At 68.3% G+C, this 14,948-nt stretch carries 11 protein-coding genes; 2 read left to right on the top strand and 9 right to left on the bottom strand.

Going from position 1 to position 14,948, the window contains the following annotated elements; translation table 11 throughout:
* Positions 1-2: 2 nt before the first annotated feature.
* The 4 genes from E6G06_15800 to E6G06_15785 are packed head-to-tail and all read right to left on the bottom strand — an operon-like array spanning position 3 to position 3,766.
* On the bottom strand, positions 3-461 hold the full coding sequence (locus tag E6G06_15800) for an acyl dehydratase (GenBank protein ID TML88620.1): 459 nt from the start codon (positions 459-461) through the stop codon (positions 3-5).
* Positions 454-1,002 carry a MaoC family dehydratase gene (locus E6G06_15795; GenBank protein ID TML88619.1) on the bottom strand — a complete coding sequence of 183 codons (549 nt, stop codon included), beginning with the start codon at positions 1,000-1,002 and terminating at the stop codon, positions 454-456. The genes E6G06_15800 and E6G06_15795 overlap by 8 nt, the downstream gene beginning before the upstream one ends.
* An 11-nt stretch (positions 1,003-1,013) precedes the next feature.
* On the bottom strand, positions 1,014-3,203 hold the full coding sequence (locus tag E6G06_15790) for an MMPL family transporter (GenBank protein ID TML88618.1): 2,190 nt from the start codon (positions 3,201-3,203) through the stop codon (positions 1,014-1,016).
* A complete protein-coding gene (locus E6G06_15785) occupies positions 3,200-3,766 on the bottom strand; it encodes a TetR/AcrR family transcriptional regulator (GenBank protein TML88617.1) in 567 nt (188 codons plus the stop codon). Before E6G06_15785 ends, E6G06_15790 begins: the two co-directional genes overlap by 4 nt.
* Before the next feature lie 145 nt (positions 3,767-3,911).
* On the opposite strand from E6G06_15785, the gene E6G06_15780 reads away from it, so the two are divergent.
* A complete protein-coding gene (locus tag E6G06_15780) occupies positions 3,912-6,347 on the top strand; it encodes a hypothetical protein (protein TML88616.1) in 2,436 nt (811 codons plus the stop codon).
* Positions 6,344-7,315 (top strand): hypothetical protein, encoded by a 972-nt coding sequence (locus tag E6G06_15775; protein TML88615.1) that lies wholly within the window; start codon positions 6,344-6,346, stop codon positions 7,313-7,315. Before E6G06_15780 ends, E6G06_15775 begins: the two co-directional genes overlap by 4 nt.
* Here the strand turns inward: E6G06_15775 and E6G06_15770 are convergent.
* The 5 genes from E6G06_15770 to E6G06_15750 form a co-directional block, all read right to left on the bottom strand.
* Positions 7,287-9,560, bottom strand: a complete 2,274-nt coding sequence (locus E6G06_15770) for a hypothetical protein (GenBank protein ID TML88614.1) — start codon at positions 9,558-9,560, stop codon at positions 7,287-7,289. The two genes, E6G06_15775 and E6G06_15770, sit on opposite strands and share 29 nt — an antisense overlap.
* Positions 9,512-11,866 (bottom strand): FtsX-like permease family protein, encoded by a 2,355-nt coding sequence (locus tag E6G06_15765; GenBank protein TML88613.1) that lies wholly within the window; start codon positions 11,864-11,866, stop codon positions 9,512-9,514. Before E6G06_15765 ends, E6G06_15770 begins: the two co-directional genes overlap by 49 nt.
* A 133-nt stretch (positions 11,867-11,999) precedes the next feature.
* Entirely contained in the window at positions 12,000-13,277 is a 1,278-nt protein-coding gene (locus E6G06_15760; protein TML88612.1) for an acyl-CoA dehydrogenase, read from the bottom strand.
* Positions 13,278-13,341: 64 nt separating this feature from the next.
* Positions 13,342-14,589 carry a cytochrome P450 gene (locus E6G06_15755; GenBank protein ID TML88611.1) on the bottom strand — a complete coding sequence of 416 codons (1,248 nt, stop codon included), beginning with the start codon at positions 14,587-14,589 and terminating at the stop codon, positions 13,342-13,344.
* A 50-nt stretch (positions 14,590-14,639) separates the two neighbouring features.
* On the bottom strand, positions 14,640-14,948 hold a 309-nt coding region (locus E6G06_15750), incomplete at its 5' end, for a VOC family protein (GenBank protein TML88610.1).

Here is a 14,948-nt window from a genome sequence, read left to right as displayed (position 1 = left end):
CATCACACCGTCGGCGCGCGGCGCGAGAGGATCGGCAGGCTCACCGTTGCGGTGCCGCCGACGTGTTCGCCGAGCTCGTTCACCGCGCTGAACTCGACCTCGACGAGCCCGTCGTCGCCATTGCGTGACACATCGGTCACCGAACCGTTGTAGGTGAGGACGTGTCCCGGAAACACCGGCACGCCGAGGCGGATCGCGAGACGCTTCACCATCGCTTCGGGTCCGGCCCAATCGGTCAGGAACCGACTGCACCAACCGGTATCGGAGAGGATGTTCATGAAGATGTCGGGCGCGCCCTGCTCGTTGGCGTAGGCGCGGTCGTGATGCACCGGCATGAAGTCGCGCGACGCGATCGCGCCGGCCACGATCCGCGTCGCGCTCATGTCGATCATGAGCGCCGGGAGCACGTCGCCGACCGAGATCGTGTTCCAGTCGAGCGTTTGGATGTGGCGGCTACTCATCGGTTCGCCGTCCTCGTGGCCTGAACTTCAGAATCCGAAAGCGCTGGCGACCGACGACCTCGCCGTTTCCGACGGTGTAGTTCGTCACCCACGTCACGAACCGCCCAGGCCCGAGCCGGGTCTGCTTCTCCGGTGAGACCGACTCCAGCACCGTCTCCGCCGACACGATCTCGCCGAGCCGCAGATAGCGCTCGATCTCGAACTCGGAGTTCGTCGCGAGCGTGCCGACGAGACCGGCCTCGTCCAGGACCGTGAGCACGAACGCACCCCCGCGCTCCACCGGAGACCCCCCACGCTCCGCGATGCCCGTGATCGTCGGTGTCGCCATGGCCCATGTCTGCAACATCAGCGGCGGCGCCACGATCCCACCGAACCGGGTGTCCGCCGCGTACTGCGGATCGACATACACCGGGTTGTGATCCTCGAACGCGGCGGCCCAATGACGGATCATCGGCTGGTTCACCGGATCCGGTGCGACCGAAGGTCCGCCCGCCCCGAGCGGCTTGCCGACCAGCGCCGCGAGCTGCTCGTCAAGCGTCATGTCGAGCAGTGCTAACGGTTTGCGCGCCGGCCGGCCGCTACCGGCGTCGTGGGCTCCGCCGCGGCCGCCGCGGCGGGCGCGGCAGCCGCGACGTCGGGGGGCGCTTCCACGCTGATGCGGGGGACGAGTCGATCGAGCCACTTGGGCAGCCACCAGTTGGCGTTCCCCAGCAGTTCCATCGTCGCGGGCACGAGCACCATGCGGACGATGGTCGCGTCGATGAAGATGGCGGTGGCCAGCCCGAGCCCCAGCAGCTTGAGCACCCGCAGATCCCCGAGGACGAACGACACGAAGACCGCGATCATGATGGCGGCCGCCGCGGTGATCACCCGAGCGGTCGAGGCCAGTCCGTCGGCCACCGCGGTGGCGTTGTCGCCGCTGACGAGGTACTCCTCCCGCACCCGCGAGAGCAGGAACACCTCGTAGTCCATCGACAGGCCGAACAGAACGGTGAACAGCATCATCGGCACCCAGAACTCGATCGGGCCCGGCCGGCCGATCCCGACCACGGTGCGCAACCAGCCCCATTGGAAGATGGCGACGATCACCCCGTAGGCGGCGCCGATCGACAACAGGTTCATGATGCCGGCCTTGACCGCGACCAGCACCGAGCGGAACACGGTCAGCAGCAGGAGGAACGACAGCACGATCACGGCCGCGACCATGACCGGCAGACGCCTACCAACGTGGTCGCTTGCGTCGATCGCAATGGCGGTGACGCTCCCGACGTGCACCGCCAGGCCCCGCTGCTTGATCTCCGATCGGAGCCGATGGACGAGCTGCTCGGTCGAGCGGTCCTGCGGCGCACCCTTCGGGATCACCGGCACTACGGCGGCGTTGCCCGCCGCATTGATGTTGGCCGGCGCCACGAAGGCGACGTCGGGATCAGCGCGAAGGGTGGCGGCGAAGCTGGTCACGGTGTCTTGGTTGGTGGTCCCGGTGAAATCGGCCGCCAGCAGCACCGGGCCGTTCGAGCCGGCGCCGAAGCCTTTAGCCAACAGGTCGTAGGCGCGCCGGGTCGTCAACGACGTCGGGTCGTTCCCCTGGTCGGCGACGCCCAGGTGAATCGAGAACATGGGAACCGCGATGGTCACCAAGACCGCCAGGCTTATGCCGGCCATGAGCCACGGCCGCTTCTGGATCTGGCGGCTCCATCGGAACGCCGCCGTCTCGCGGTGGTGACGACGCTTGTGCTCCTTGGCGGCCAATTTCGTGCCCGCGAACCCCATGATCGCCGGCACGAAGGTGACCGACGCCAGCATCGTCATGAGCACAGCGAGCACGGCGCCGATCGACAGGCCGTAGATGAAGTTGATGCCCATCAGGAACATGCCGAGCAACGAGATGATGACGGTGCAGCCGGCGAAGAGCACCGCCCTGCCGGCTGTCGTGAGCGCGAGCACGTTGGCGTTCTCGGGGTCGAGCCCGTCGTGGAGACCCGTCCGATAGCGCACGACGATGAACAGGGCGTAGTCGATGCCAACGCCGAGCCCGATCATGATGGCCACGTACGGCGCAAACGACGGAACTGTGATGACGTGACTGAGCAGGGTCACGAACACCAAGCCGATGCCGACGCCGAAGATGGCGGCCATCACTGGAAGGCTCATGGCCAGCAACGAGCCGAAGGCCACGAACAGGATCACGATGGCGGCCAGCAGACCGATCCCCTCGGTGGCACCCATCGGCGGCTGAAGCGCCCGGGCCACGACCGGACCGCTCAGCTCGACCGTGAGCCCCGGGACCTTCACCTTCTTGACCGCATCGATCAGGGGCTGGGCCGCCTTGGCCGGCAGGTCGCCCGCCTGCTTGTCGAAGGTGACGGTCGCGTAGGCGATGGAGCCGTCTGCGCTGACGCGGCCGACACCCTGGTAGGGCGTGTCGATGGCGACGACGTGGCCGACCTTGCCCGGCCCGACTTCGGCAAACAGCGCGTCCATCGCGCCGCGCACGTCGGCGTCGTTGACGCCCCGGGGTGAGGTGAACACGATGTCGGTGGTGTCACCGGCGCGGGCCGGAAAGCGCTCCTTCAGCAGATCGAAGGCGGCGATGGAGTCGGAGTGGCTCCCGCTGAAGTTGTCGCTGAACGCGCTGCCGATCACCCCTCCCAGCGCGTTCAACACGACGAAGCCGACGATCCACAACAGCACGACGAGGCGGCGGCGGCGGTAGCACCAGCGTGCCAGTCCGGCGAGAGTCATGGAGTCTCCTTCGAGAGAAGCGAACGAACGATACGGCGGGGGGCGTTGCGCAACGAGATCGGCGGGCGGCCGAAGAGCTCCTGGAACACCGCCTCGCGCCAGCTGCCGATCAGCATGAGCGTCAATGCCGTGCAGTCAGCGTCGGGGCTGATTCGGCCCAGCGCCTTCTCCCCTTCGAGGTACGCACTGATGCCGCGATGGGGACGGTGCGGGCCTTTGTCCGCAGGCAACATCACCGCCTTGAAACGAGCCAACAGCTGTGGGTCGGCCGCCACGCCCGCGACGAGCGGGAACATGGCCTGTTCGAACGCGATGCCCGCTCGCGTGACCCGCTCCAGGTTGACGGCCACGCTGCGGCGTCCGGGAACGAGGTCGGTGAGCACCGCGACGAAGTCGGGGAGGCGCGCGTCGATGACCGCCATGATGAGCTCGAGCCGGTCGGCGAAGTGGTTGTAGATGCTGCCTTCGGACCGCCCCGCGATGTGCGCAACGACGACACCCTCGCGCTGAACAACCTCCTCGGCGGCCGCGAGAAGGCGCTGGCGGGTCTCGGCTGCTTGCACCACTGCCGCATTCTGAGTGAGCACTCATTCAGCTGTCAAGGCGGCCATCGTCACCACTGCCCACGCGCCCGGGCGAAGGCGCGCGGCCGCGGGTTCGTCTCAGCCGACGCGGAGGTAGGGTCGGGCGACGTATCCGCCGAGGGGGTTGCACGTGGACTTGGGGTACACGTGTGGGATCCGGCTCCACGCACGGCGAGGCCGGAGAACGCAGTCCAGTCGGGAGGTCAGCGGCGGCGGCCCCGCCCGGCGCCTCTTGGTTCGTAACGCGGTGCCGTTGTGCGTGCTCGTCATCACTTTTGGTGGTCTCCTCGCGGCCTGCGATCCCCCACCCGCGATCGGCTTCGGCAAGAGCACGCTCCAACGCGCGTCGTCGGTGACTCCGACCTCGCTGCAGTTCGGACCGGACGGCCGGCTCTACGTCGCCCAGTTCAACGGCATCATCAAGATCTACACCGTGACGCGCTCGGGCGCGAACGCCTATCAGGTGACGGCCACCGAGGTCGTCAACCCCGACGTGACCAAGCGGCTCATCACCGGCATGCTCGTCGTGGGGTCGGCGACCAATCCGGTGATCTACGTGTCGTCGAGTGACCCCCGCAGCGGCGGAGGCAGTGGCGGCCAGCTCACGGATCTCGACACCAACTCGGGCGTCGTCTCGCGTCTCACGAGAGCCGGCTCGTCGTGGGCGCGGCTCGACCTTGTCCGCGGGCTTCCTCGTTCACAGGAGAACCACGCGTCTAACGGCCTCGCGCTCGATCCCGCCTCCCACACCCTCTACCTGGCCCAGGGGGGGAACACCAACAAGGGCGCCCCGTCGCACAACTTCAACTTCTTGCCCGAATACGCGTACTCGGCCGCCATCCTCAAGATCGACCTCGACGCCATCGGCAACACCACCTACGACCTGCCGACGCTGGTGAGCGAGCGGTACCCCAACCTGTCCGGGCCCTTCGGAGGCGACTTCGGGCGCCGGCAGGCGAAGCTGGTACCCGGTGGGCCGGTGCAGGTGTACGCGCCTGGTTTTCGCAATCCGTACGACCTCCTCATCAGCCGGGCCGGCCGGATGTACACCACCGACAACGGGCCCAATGCGGGCTGGGGTGCTGTGCCGGTGGGCGAGGGTCCCGGAGGGAAGTGCACGAACCAGTCGAACGAACCGGGAGACACTCAGGCCGACACGCTGCACCTCATCACCGGTCAGGGCTACTACGGCGGACACGCCAACCCGACACGAGGCAACCGGGCCAACACGTTCAACGACTCCTCGCCTCAGTCTCCGGTGCCAGTTGCGAATCCCGTCGAATGCGACTTTCGGGGAACCACCGCGAAGCACGCGCTCACGAGCTTCAGCACCGCCACGACAGGGTTGACCGAGTACACCGCGTCGAACTTCGGCGGTCAGATGAACGGCGATCTCCTCATCGCCGACTACTACGACAACGTGTTGCGGGTGAAGCTCAACGCCAACGGCGACGGCGTGACTCTGAAGCAAACACTGTTCTCCAACGTGGCCGCGCATCCCATCGACGTGGTCGCGCGGGGCGACGCCGACACGTTCCCGGGAACCATCTGGATGGCAGATATCACGAGCGGCGCGATTTGGGTGTTCGAGCCCAACGACTACGGCGGTGTGCAACCGCCGGCGTGCAGTGGTTCGTACAACACGTCGATCGACGAGGATCACGACGGATACACGAATGCGGACGAGATCGACAACGGCACCAACGCCTGCTCCGCGGCCGACACACCTCACGACTGGGACGGAGACTTCGTCTCCGACCGCAACGATCCCGACGACGACAACGATCGGGTGGCCGACACCGCCGACGCCTTCGCCATCGACGCGGCCAACGGCTTGTTGACCCGGGTGCCCGTCTCGTACACGTGGGACAGCGGCGGCGCGAACGCGAAAGGCATCCTGAACCTCGGCTGGACCGGTTTGATGTCAAACGGCCACTCCGATTACGCGAGCCTCTACGATCCCACGCGGATGACAGCGGGCGGAGCGGCGGGAGCGATGACGGTCGACAGCGTCCCCCCGGGTGACGCGTACGCCGGTTCGAACAACCAGCAGTACGCGTTCCAGTTCGGGCTCAACACCCAGCCGTCGAGCACCGGCACCTTCACGGTCCACACCCGGCTGATCGGGCCGTTCGCAGGTCTGACGCCTCAGGGGAGCCAATCGATGGGCGTCTTCATCGGCGCCGGCGATCAGGACAACTACGTCAAGCTGGTTGTCACGGCCAACGGTGGTTCCCCCGGCGTTCAGTTCCTCAAGGAAACGAGCGGCGTTGTCTCGAGCCGCCCGGTCGCCCCGGTGACCATGCCGGGGCCTGACAGCGTCGACCTCTTCGTCACCGTCGACCCGGTTTCGAGCACCGTGCAGCCGCGCTACCGCGTCACGACGGGGGGAGTGGCAAGTCCGCTCACCACTCTCGGATCGACCTCGGCGATTCCCTCCGACTGGCTTGCCAGCACCACTCGGGGGCTCGCCGTCGGCGTCATCGCCACCTCGTCCGGGGCGCAGCCGTTCCCGGCGACGTGGGATTTGATCGAGGCGACTCCGGGGAACCCCACATGAGCTCGGGAGGAGCCCGGAGGGCGCTGCTGCTTCTGGCTGTCACCGCGCTGGTGGCTTCCGCATCCGCGTGTGACGCCGACCCCGCGACCTGGAAGAGATCCACACCGAGCGGCTTCGCTCGTCAAGAGGTCTCGTTCGTCTATCTGCCGAACACCGGGACGTTCCTTCTCGCCGGTGGACGCAGCACCGTGCAGGAGTCGTACAACCCGTTGACCGATTCGTGGAAGACCGTCGCGCCGCTCCCGGCCCCGCTCGACCACGTGCAGTCCGTCGAGCTCAACGGCCTCGTGTACTACGTGGGGGGCCTTCTCGGCTGGCCCTCACCGGCGTCGGGTTTCGTTTACGTCTACGACCCCAGCACCGATCGCTTCAGCACCGCGACCCCGATGTTGCACGGGCGCAAGCGGGGCGCGGGCGCCATCGCGATTCATAACGGGAAGATCTACGTCGCCGGGGGCCTCCACGCCGGCGTGGCCGTCCCTTGGTTCGACGTGTTCGACCCGGCGACCGGGCGCTGGGCTGCGCTGCCCGACATGCCCCGTTCCCGCGACCATTTCCAGGGAGCGGTCGTGGGTGACCGCTTCTACGCCATCGGGGGCCGCCGCACCTCGATCGATGCGACGGTCACGGCGAACGACGCCTTCGACTTCACCACTGGTAGATGGGTGACCGGGCTGGCGCGATTGCCGACTGCGCGCGGCGGGTTCGCGGTCGCGGTGCTGGGCAAGGAGGTTCTCGTGATCGGTGGCGAGGGGGGCGGGCGGGTCTTCGACACGGTGGAGTCGTACGACACCGTCCACGACTCGTGGAGGACCCGCCCCTCCATGCCCACTGCGCGCCATGGTGTGCAAGCGGCTGTCTGCGGCACCGATGTTCGCGTGGTCGGGGGTGGCAAGGTGCAGGGCGCGGGTGCGCCGACCAACGCGGACGAGGTGCTGGTCAGCGGCGCGGCGCCGACATGCGGGTGAGCGGCGCCGAGTCGGCGCGCACCACGACGCGGTCCAGTATCGGATCCACCTGCGCGCGTACCCAGAACGGTCGACGGCCTCGTAGGTGCAGCTGGTGCCACCCGTAGCCGGGTGCGAGCACGTGCAAACCTGATCGCTCGGACCGAAAGGCGAATCGCTGCTCGTAGAGCTCGGACGCGCGCGGATCGCACGTGGGTCCGACCGCAACTCCCACCCGTAGGTAGCCCTCGCCCACCGCGAGAACGGTCGACGCCGGAAGCACGCCCGCCGATCGCGGACGGGCGAAGGTCCAGACCGCCTCGTAGCTCTCACCCGCCGAAGACGCTCGGTCGAGGATCACGGTTTTCGATGTCGGCAACTCCTCGCCCGATCCCGCGGTCTCGTAGGCGGTGAGGCAAGAACCCGCACTCGGGCTCCGCACGACCGCGTGCACCACGATGAGCGCACCGCGAGAGCGCGTGATCCGCGTCAGCTCGAGCGTCGGGGAGAAGAGCTGCGCGCCGGGTGGGAGCGCCGCGTCGAGTCGGTACGGCACGCGGGTCGGCATTCGATCGAGGAAGTCGATGTCGGGGGGCCCGAGGTCACTGGCGAACACGACACGTCCGGTGAGGGGAAGCTCGTCCTGCAAGAACGGCGTGCGGCTGGCGGCGCCCTCGTTGGGTCGCTCGGCGAGGAACACCACCGCGCGTCCCAGCTTCGCGACAGGGATGGCCTTCGACGCCGCCCGCAGGTCATCGGTCGTCTCGACGTTTCTCGAGATCTTCGGCGGCACAGTCGCCGCCGTGATCGCCACCATGACTGCGGCCAGACCTCCCATCACCGTGACTTCCACTCCAGTTCCGCGCCATCGGTCGAGCGGCAGGCGATCGAGCCCGCGTCCGGCGAAGACGACGAGGGGCACGATGACCGGCACGTGGTAATAGGGCCCCAGGCTCGCCAGCCCGGGGAACACGTGGGCCATCGTGAACGGGCTCCAGAAGAAGAAGTAGCCCGCGGGGATGGTCAGGGTCACGGCCGCCACGGCCCAAGCGCGCGAGCCGATGGGGCGGCTCGTCGCCAGCCCGATGACCGCCAGCGCGACGAGGACGATGCCACCGAACGACCAGCCGGGAAGACTCCAGAGGTTGTCGAGCGCACGAACCGCCGCGTGTGGCCCGTAGTGGAACGTGTTGTCGTCAAAGGTGCCGCGTCGGCCGAAGCCGAAGGTGTCGTACCGGCCGGTGACGTTGTACGGCGGTCGCCAGGGACTGCCCATCGTGTGGAAGTTGTAGAGAAGCGCCGTGCACAACGGGGGAGCAGCCCCGGCCGCGACCAACCCGGCCCGCCGCACGAGCGCCCGGAGCGAGTGGAGGTGGGTGGAGGCCAAGAGCACCGCGAAGGGCGCCGCGAACAGGAGCGCGTCGGCCGGTCGTGCGAAGACGGCGACACCGAGGGCCGCGCCGGCGAGGACCAGGCGACGGTTCGATCCCGTTCGCATCCCGGAGAGAAGCAGAACGGCGAACGCGAGCTCGAGCGTCAACTGAAAGAGGTACGGAAGGACCGTGCCGCTCTGGAGGATGGCGACGGGGGAGAGCAGGAGCAGTCCGGCCGTGAGAATGGCGGCTCGGCGGCTACGGAAGAGCTCGAAGCTCAACCCGTACACCAGGAGCACTGCCGTCGCGTAGGTGAGAGCGGGAGCCGCGTGCCGACTCCCGAACAGCGTCTCACCGATCGCGATCACGGCCGGCCACGGCGGGGCGTACTTCATGACGATGCGACCACCACGCACCCCGGCGGCCCAGGGTCGGACGAATTCCGCGTGCTTGGCCGGCAGCGTCAGGTGTCCCTGGCGCAGCATCTTCGCCTGCAGGACGTACATGGGCTCGTCGTGGTTCAGCGAGTAGAGCGGGAAGAGCGATCTCGAGGTCAGAAGCGAAAGGCACAGGGCGAGACCGACGAGCACCGCCAATGCCACCGCGGAGGATCGAGTCGCGCTGCGGTGCCGCGGGCGACGAGAGATCGCGTTCGCGCCGCGCCGACGGCGCGCTCCGCGGGTGGGGGGCCACGAGCCTCCTCGTCGCATGGTCGCCTCCCCAGGGCCGTTCGAGGATGCCTGTCTACCCGCGACCGCCCGGGCGATGCCCCCCGGGCAAGCGCGTTGGCGCCCACGCTCGCCGGCGCCCAGCGACCCCGATCGGTGCGCTGTCACTTCGCGTGCTACTCCGCGCGCAGAGTGTCGGCTGGTCGCAACCGGAGCACTCGCCATGCCGGCACCGCGGTCAGCACTCCGGTGGTGGCCACGGCGACGAAGAGGAGCACTTCGATCCACGACCAAGGCGCAACGGTCCGCACGACGACGTGGGCCCGGTTGGCGATCGGTGTCCAGACTCGTTCGCCGGCGCGGAGCCCGACGGGCACGCCGACGGCCACGGCGACGCCGACAATGGTCAACGCGTGGGCGCCGAAGATGGCTCCGCTCGCCCGAGGGGTCATGCCCAGCGTTCGAAGCGTTCCCAGCTCCCGAGTGCGAAGCCGTACCGAGACGACCAACGCATGTCCGAGCGTCACCAGACACAGCAGACCGACGAACGCCGCGAGGTAGCGGGGAAGCACCTCGACGTCCCCCAGGTTGTTGACGGCCGCCGGCTTGAGGGCGTCTTCGTTGGTCAGCACCTGCAGGCCCGCAGCCGACAGCTCTTGGTCCGCGGCGTGCGCGTCCACGCCGCGCGCCCACCGAAAGGCGACCTGGTAGAGCGCGTCCGTATCGTGGACGTTGCCGAGGAGGCGGTCGGCACCGCTCGCGGTGAGCGCGACCCCGTCGTCGTGCGCGAAGTCGCCCTCGGGAAAGAGCACCGAGCCGACAATATGGAACTCGGCCGTACGTCCGGTGCCGCGCAGCTCGATCCGATCGCCAACGTCCTTGCCGAGGTGATCCAACGTAGCGGGGCCCAAGGCCACCTCGTCGGGTTGGTGCGCGATGCGTCCACGCACAACCGACGCGCCCAGCTCTCCGCGCCTGATGTCATATGCCAGAGCCGTCAGATCGCCCGCACCGACCGCCGACTGACTGCCGGCGCCGACGGCCGAGATCGAGAAGCTGACCTGGATGCCCGCGAGCATCGCCACTCGGTCGTCCTTCTCCAGCAACGGAAGGGCGCGGTCGTAGACGTCCATTGACTTGCCGCTGTCGATCACCCGGCTCGTACCTTGACCGGTGAGCGATGGATCGGTCTGTAGCCGGGCGATCGAGGCGCTCACCGAGAGCGCCGCCACGACTCCGACGACACCGGCTGCCACCACCGCGAGCGCGCCCCGACTGGTTCGGCCTCCGCGCGCGGTCTCACCGAAGAGCGCATACCGAACACCGAGCACCAGGGCCAGCGGACGGCGAAGGGGAAGAGCCCGGACCGCGGGTCGGGCCCTCTCGGCCTGCGGCGAGGCGGCTCGTTGAGCGGCGAGTGCGATCGTGATCAGGCCGACGACGATGGAACCGGCGAGCGCGCCGAGGACGAGACCGGTGTCGAGCACGACGGAGCGGGGCGTCGGATCGACGCGGCGGGCGAGGCCCACGAGAGCCAGGGGCGAGGTGAACACGCCGGCGAGGAGCCCGACGGCGATGCCCATGGCCATCCACGGCGCGGAGACGACAACCGCGGCTGACATGAGCTGCGTCTTCGTCCAGCCCAGCGCCACGAGCGTCGCCCGATCGCGCAGCGCGAGGAGCGAGAGGCGGAGGAGAGCAAGGGCGGTGGCGATCGCACCGGCCAAGGCGACCGCCGCGGCCACCAGCCGCAGCGCGGTGGCGATCGTGCCGAGGCCGTCGTCAGTGGCGGCATCGTCGCCGAACGGGGACGGGTCGACCTCGGCGCCCGCAAGACCGGACAGGGTGCCTCGGCGAGCTTGGCGCAACGCCTCCTCCGAGAGCCGGGCGGCGACGCCGGCGTGGACGTTGAGCTGTCCGCCGTAGCGTTCGACGAACGCTCGGCTGAGGTAAAGGAGGCCCTTCAAGCGCCCGAAGTCGGCTGGCGTGCGCGTCAGGCCGACCACCTCGACTCGAACCCGCGGGCCGTCCGGTCGCCCGGGATCACCCCCGTTGTTGGCCGCATCGACCCACTTGGCAGTCATCGACTCGAGCGTGATCCTGTCGCCGACCCCAACGCCCAGGTCGGCTGCGAGCTTCTCGCTGACGGCGATCTCGTCAACGCGCCCGGCATCGACGGGACGACCCTTGGTGATGAGCGCCACATCCATGGCATGAGCGCTCTGAGGTCCGAGCGGCGCGACGGGGTAGAGGTTGTAGTCGGGGAAGTAATCGGTCCCGGCGGGGCGCACGAAGAGCTCGGCTTCTGCCCCTGCGTCCTTTACGCCGGCGATGGCGTCGACGGCGGCGACAGCCTCGGCTGGGGGGCGCTGGGTGGTGGGATCGAAGAGGATCGCGTCGCTCGCATGCGTGGCGGCACGCAGGCGATGAAACGCGGTCTCGGACCGGGCCGAAGCGGTGAGCGTGGCCACGGTCGCGGCAACGGCCGCCGCTGCGAGTCCGGCAACCACGACGTGCGACCGCCAGCGCACTCGCCACTCGGCGCGTGCGAAGACGAAGAGAGACGCAAGTCCACGGGCGCGACCATCGCGAACCCTCACAACCCGCTTCACCCGAGCATCGACTCCTGATTCGCGCCGTGGGTCAGTTCATCGACGACAAGCGCTACGCGCCTGTACGCAGTCGCTGGATCACCTCACGCAACTCGGCGTCGGGGTCGAGGCCGAGCGCGACGCGACCGATGTACTCGAAGGCCTCGTTCGGCGAGAGCGGTTGCATGAAAGGGCCGGCTCGGACGTCGCGGTACATGCGCGACAACGGACTGTCGGCAAGGTAGCCAAGCCCGCCTGTAAGTGCCATCGCTCGATCGACGACGTCAGTAGCCGCTCGGTTCACGACCAGCTTCGTGCACTGCCACTCCTTCATCATCGCGTGCACATCGTCGATGGTGAGCTCGTTGTCCGGCCGCTCCAAGTACGAGTCGATCAACTCGGCCGTGCGCGCCAGCGTCGCGCGTGCCGAAGCCAGGCCAACCTCGATCTCGGCCATCTGAAACTGCGTAGCCGGCCGTTCAGCCAGCAGCACGTCAAATGGCTTCTTGCGCGTCGTCTTGGCGATGTTGGCGACGAGATCGCGGGCCGCTTCGGCGATGCCGAGGAACGCGCCGATGAGTGGATAGTTGACCGCGGTGACGCTCGGCCAGCCTTCAGCTGTGAACGTCCCGAGCGGGTTACCGAGAAGCATCATCTCCTCGGGCACGAAGCAGTCGGTGAACACGACGTCGTGGCTGCCCGAACCCCGCATCCCGAGCGCGTCCCAGTTGCCCCGCACATCCATGCCCGCCGCCCCGCGCAGCACGATGGCCGTACCCGAGCGGTACCACCCCTCACCGTCGGGCACGCGGAGAACGACTGAGACCGAGTCGGCGATGTCGGAGTTGGTGGCGAAGACCTTGTGACCGTTGACCTTGTAGCCACCCTCGACCGGGGTCGCCTCGGTGAGGGGAAAGACGAACGAGTTGCCCGACTCGGTACCGGCGCCGGACAGCACCACTTGCGACCGCCCGAGCAGCGGAAGGAACCGGGCGACGCCCTCTCCGACCGCCGGGTCGCCGGCTGCCATGCCCTGTTGCCACGCCCGCGCCACGAGCCACACCGCGCCGATGTGCATGTTGGCGGATATAGCGCTCGCACCACAGCCGCGTCCCAACCGCGAGATCGCCACCGTGATGTCGTGCACGGACTCGACGCCCAGGCCGCCGAACTCCTCTGGGGCGCACGCGGCGAGAAAGCCGCTCTTCTTCATCGCGTCGATGTTCTCTACGACGTAGCTGTTCTCGCGGTCGTGCAGCTGCGCCCGCGTCGCGAAGTCGGCCGCGTGCTCATCGGCCAACTCGACCATCCGCGCGCCCGCCTTGGTGCGCGCCTCGAGCTCGAAGTCCACCACGCCGCCTCCCCGTTCCGACGCCAATGCTACGTGAGTCGGCCGATGGCGCGTCGACGCGGTGTCAGGCGCGCGCGAGGGCGGGCTCGGGGAACACCGGGAGTTGACTGAGGCCACGGAGGACGAGGCCGTCGCCGTGACCCCAGTGCAGCTGGTCGATGGGAATGGCGAGCCGCAGCTGCGGGAACCGGTGCAGCAGTGAGCCGAGTGCGAGCTGGCCTTCCATGCGGGCGAGCGGCGCACCGAGGCAGAAATGGATGCCATGTCCGAAGGCGAGGTGTCGCGCGTCCGTCCGATCGATGTCGAGCTCTCGGGGATCTGTGTAGTGGTCGGCGTCTCGGTTCGCCGACGCCAGGTTGATGATGACTTGCGCACCGGCCGGAATCGTCACGCCGCCGATCTCGATGGGCTCGAGCGCATAGCGGAACGTCGCATGGGGAACGGGTGCGTCGTAGCGAAGCATTTCCTCGACCGCAGCGGAGATCTTGCCGGGGGCCGCGCGCAAGGCGGCGAGCTGTTCGGGATGGTGGAGCAGGGCGACGACGCTGTTGCCGATGAGGCTGGCGGTCGTGTCGTGCCCCGCGACGATCAGCTGGAAGATCGTCGAGAGCAGTTCCTGTTGATCGAGGTGTTCGTCGCCGTCACGCGCGCTGATCAAGGCACTGACGAGGTCATCGCCCGGAGTGTCGTGCTTCGCCTCGACGAGCAGGGTCAGCATTTCGACCACCGCGTCTGACGCGCGCTTGGCGTCTGCGTACTCCTCCGGTGTCGAGGTGGGCGCGAGCAGTGCGGTGAGCTCGCGCCCCAAGACCGCGCGCTCGGCCTCGGGTACCCCGAGTAGCTCGCAGATGACGGTGAACGGGAGGGGGAACGCGAACGACTCGACGAGGTCGACCCGACTCTCCGGCCCTCGTGCCGCGACGTCATCGAGCAGGTCGTCAACGATGGTCTGGACGTGTGGACGCAGGCCCTCGATCCGGCGAACCGAGAACGCGGCAGCGACCAGGCGACGTAATCGGGTGTGATCGGGTGGATCGACCACGAGCATGTGCCGGGCGAACGCCGGCCCGGGGAGACCCTCGGCCACCACCTCCCCGCCCGAGGCGAGCGCGGCCTGCATGTCCTTGGAGAGCCGCGGATCGTTCAGCGCCACCCGCGCCTCGGCATGACGGACCACCAGCCACGCCTGGTGTCCGTCGGCGAGCGTGACCTGGTGTACCGCGCCGAGCCGACGGACCTGGGCGAACAAGGGGAACGGGTCGTCACGGTCGTAGGCGCCCCACGCTGCAAGCGCCTGGTCGACGGTTGTCACTGCACCCTCCGCGCTTCCATCGTTCCGTGGAACCAGGTCTCCGCGCGACCTCAACTCGGCGGCGCGAAGAGTTCGAGCGCGATGTTGTCGGGGTCGCGGAAGGAGAGCCCGCAACCGTATGACGCGTCCACGATCCCACCATGTGAGATTCCCATCTCGTCGAGGCGCTTCTGCCACTCTTCGAGCTCGGAGCGGTTGGCGACGCCGAAGCCGACATGGTCGAGCCCGGGTCGGAGCTCGCTGAAGGCGTCGCTGCTCTCGGGTTGAGAGTGTTGGTGGATCCCGAACAGCGTGGGGCCACCGAGTAGCCAGACGACGTGGTGGAACGGGCCGGTGTCCTCGTCGAGCACGGGCTTGGC

Source organism: Actinomycetota bacterium (genome assembly GCA_005888325.1).
Lineage (GTDB): Bacteria > Actinomycetota > Acidimicrobiia > Acidimicrobiales > AC-14 > AC-14.
Note: the sequence above shows the minus strand (reverse complement) of the source record. Positions and strands in the feature narration are given on the sequence as shown.

What these genes read in the sequence shown, in the direction of transcription:
- E6G06_15790 (TML88618.1), bottom strand. Translation starts at nt 3,203, where the DNA reads ATGACTCTCGCCGGACTGGCACGCTGGTGCTACCGCCGCCGCCGCCTC.
- E6G06_15770 (TML88614.1), bottom strand. Translation starts at nt 9,560, where the DNA reads ATGGCGAGTGCTCCGGTTGCGACCAGCCGACACTCTGCGCGCGGAGTA.
- E6G06_15800 (TML88620.1), bottom strand. Translation starts at nt 461, where the DNA reads ATGAGTAGCCGCCACATCCAAACGCTCGACTGGAACACGATCTCGGTC.
- E6G06_15775 (TML88615.1), top strand. Translation starts at nt 6,344, where the DNA reads ATGAGCTCGGGAGGAGCCCGGAGGGCGCTGCTGCTTCTGGCTGTCACC.
- E6G06_15795 (TML88619.1), bottom strand. Translation starts at nt 1,002, where the DNA reads ATGACGCTTGACGAGCAGCTCGCGGCGCTGGTCGGCAAGCCGCTCGGG.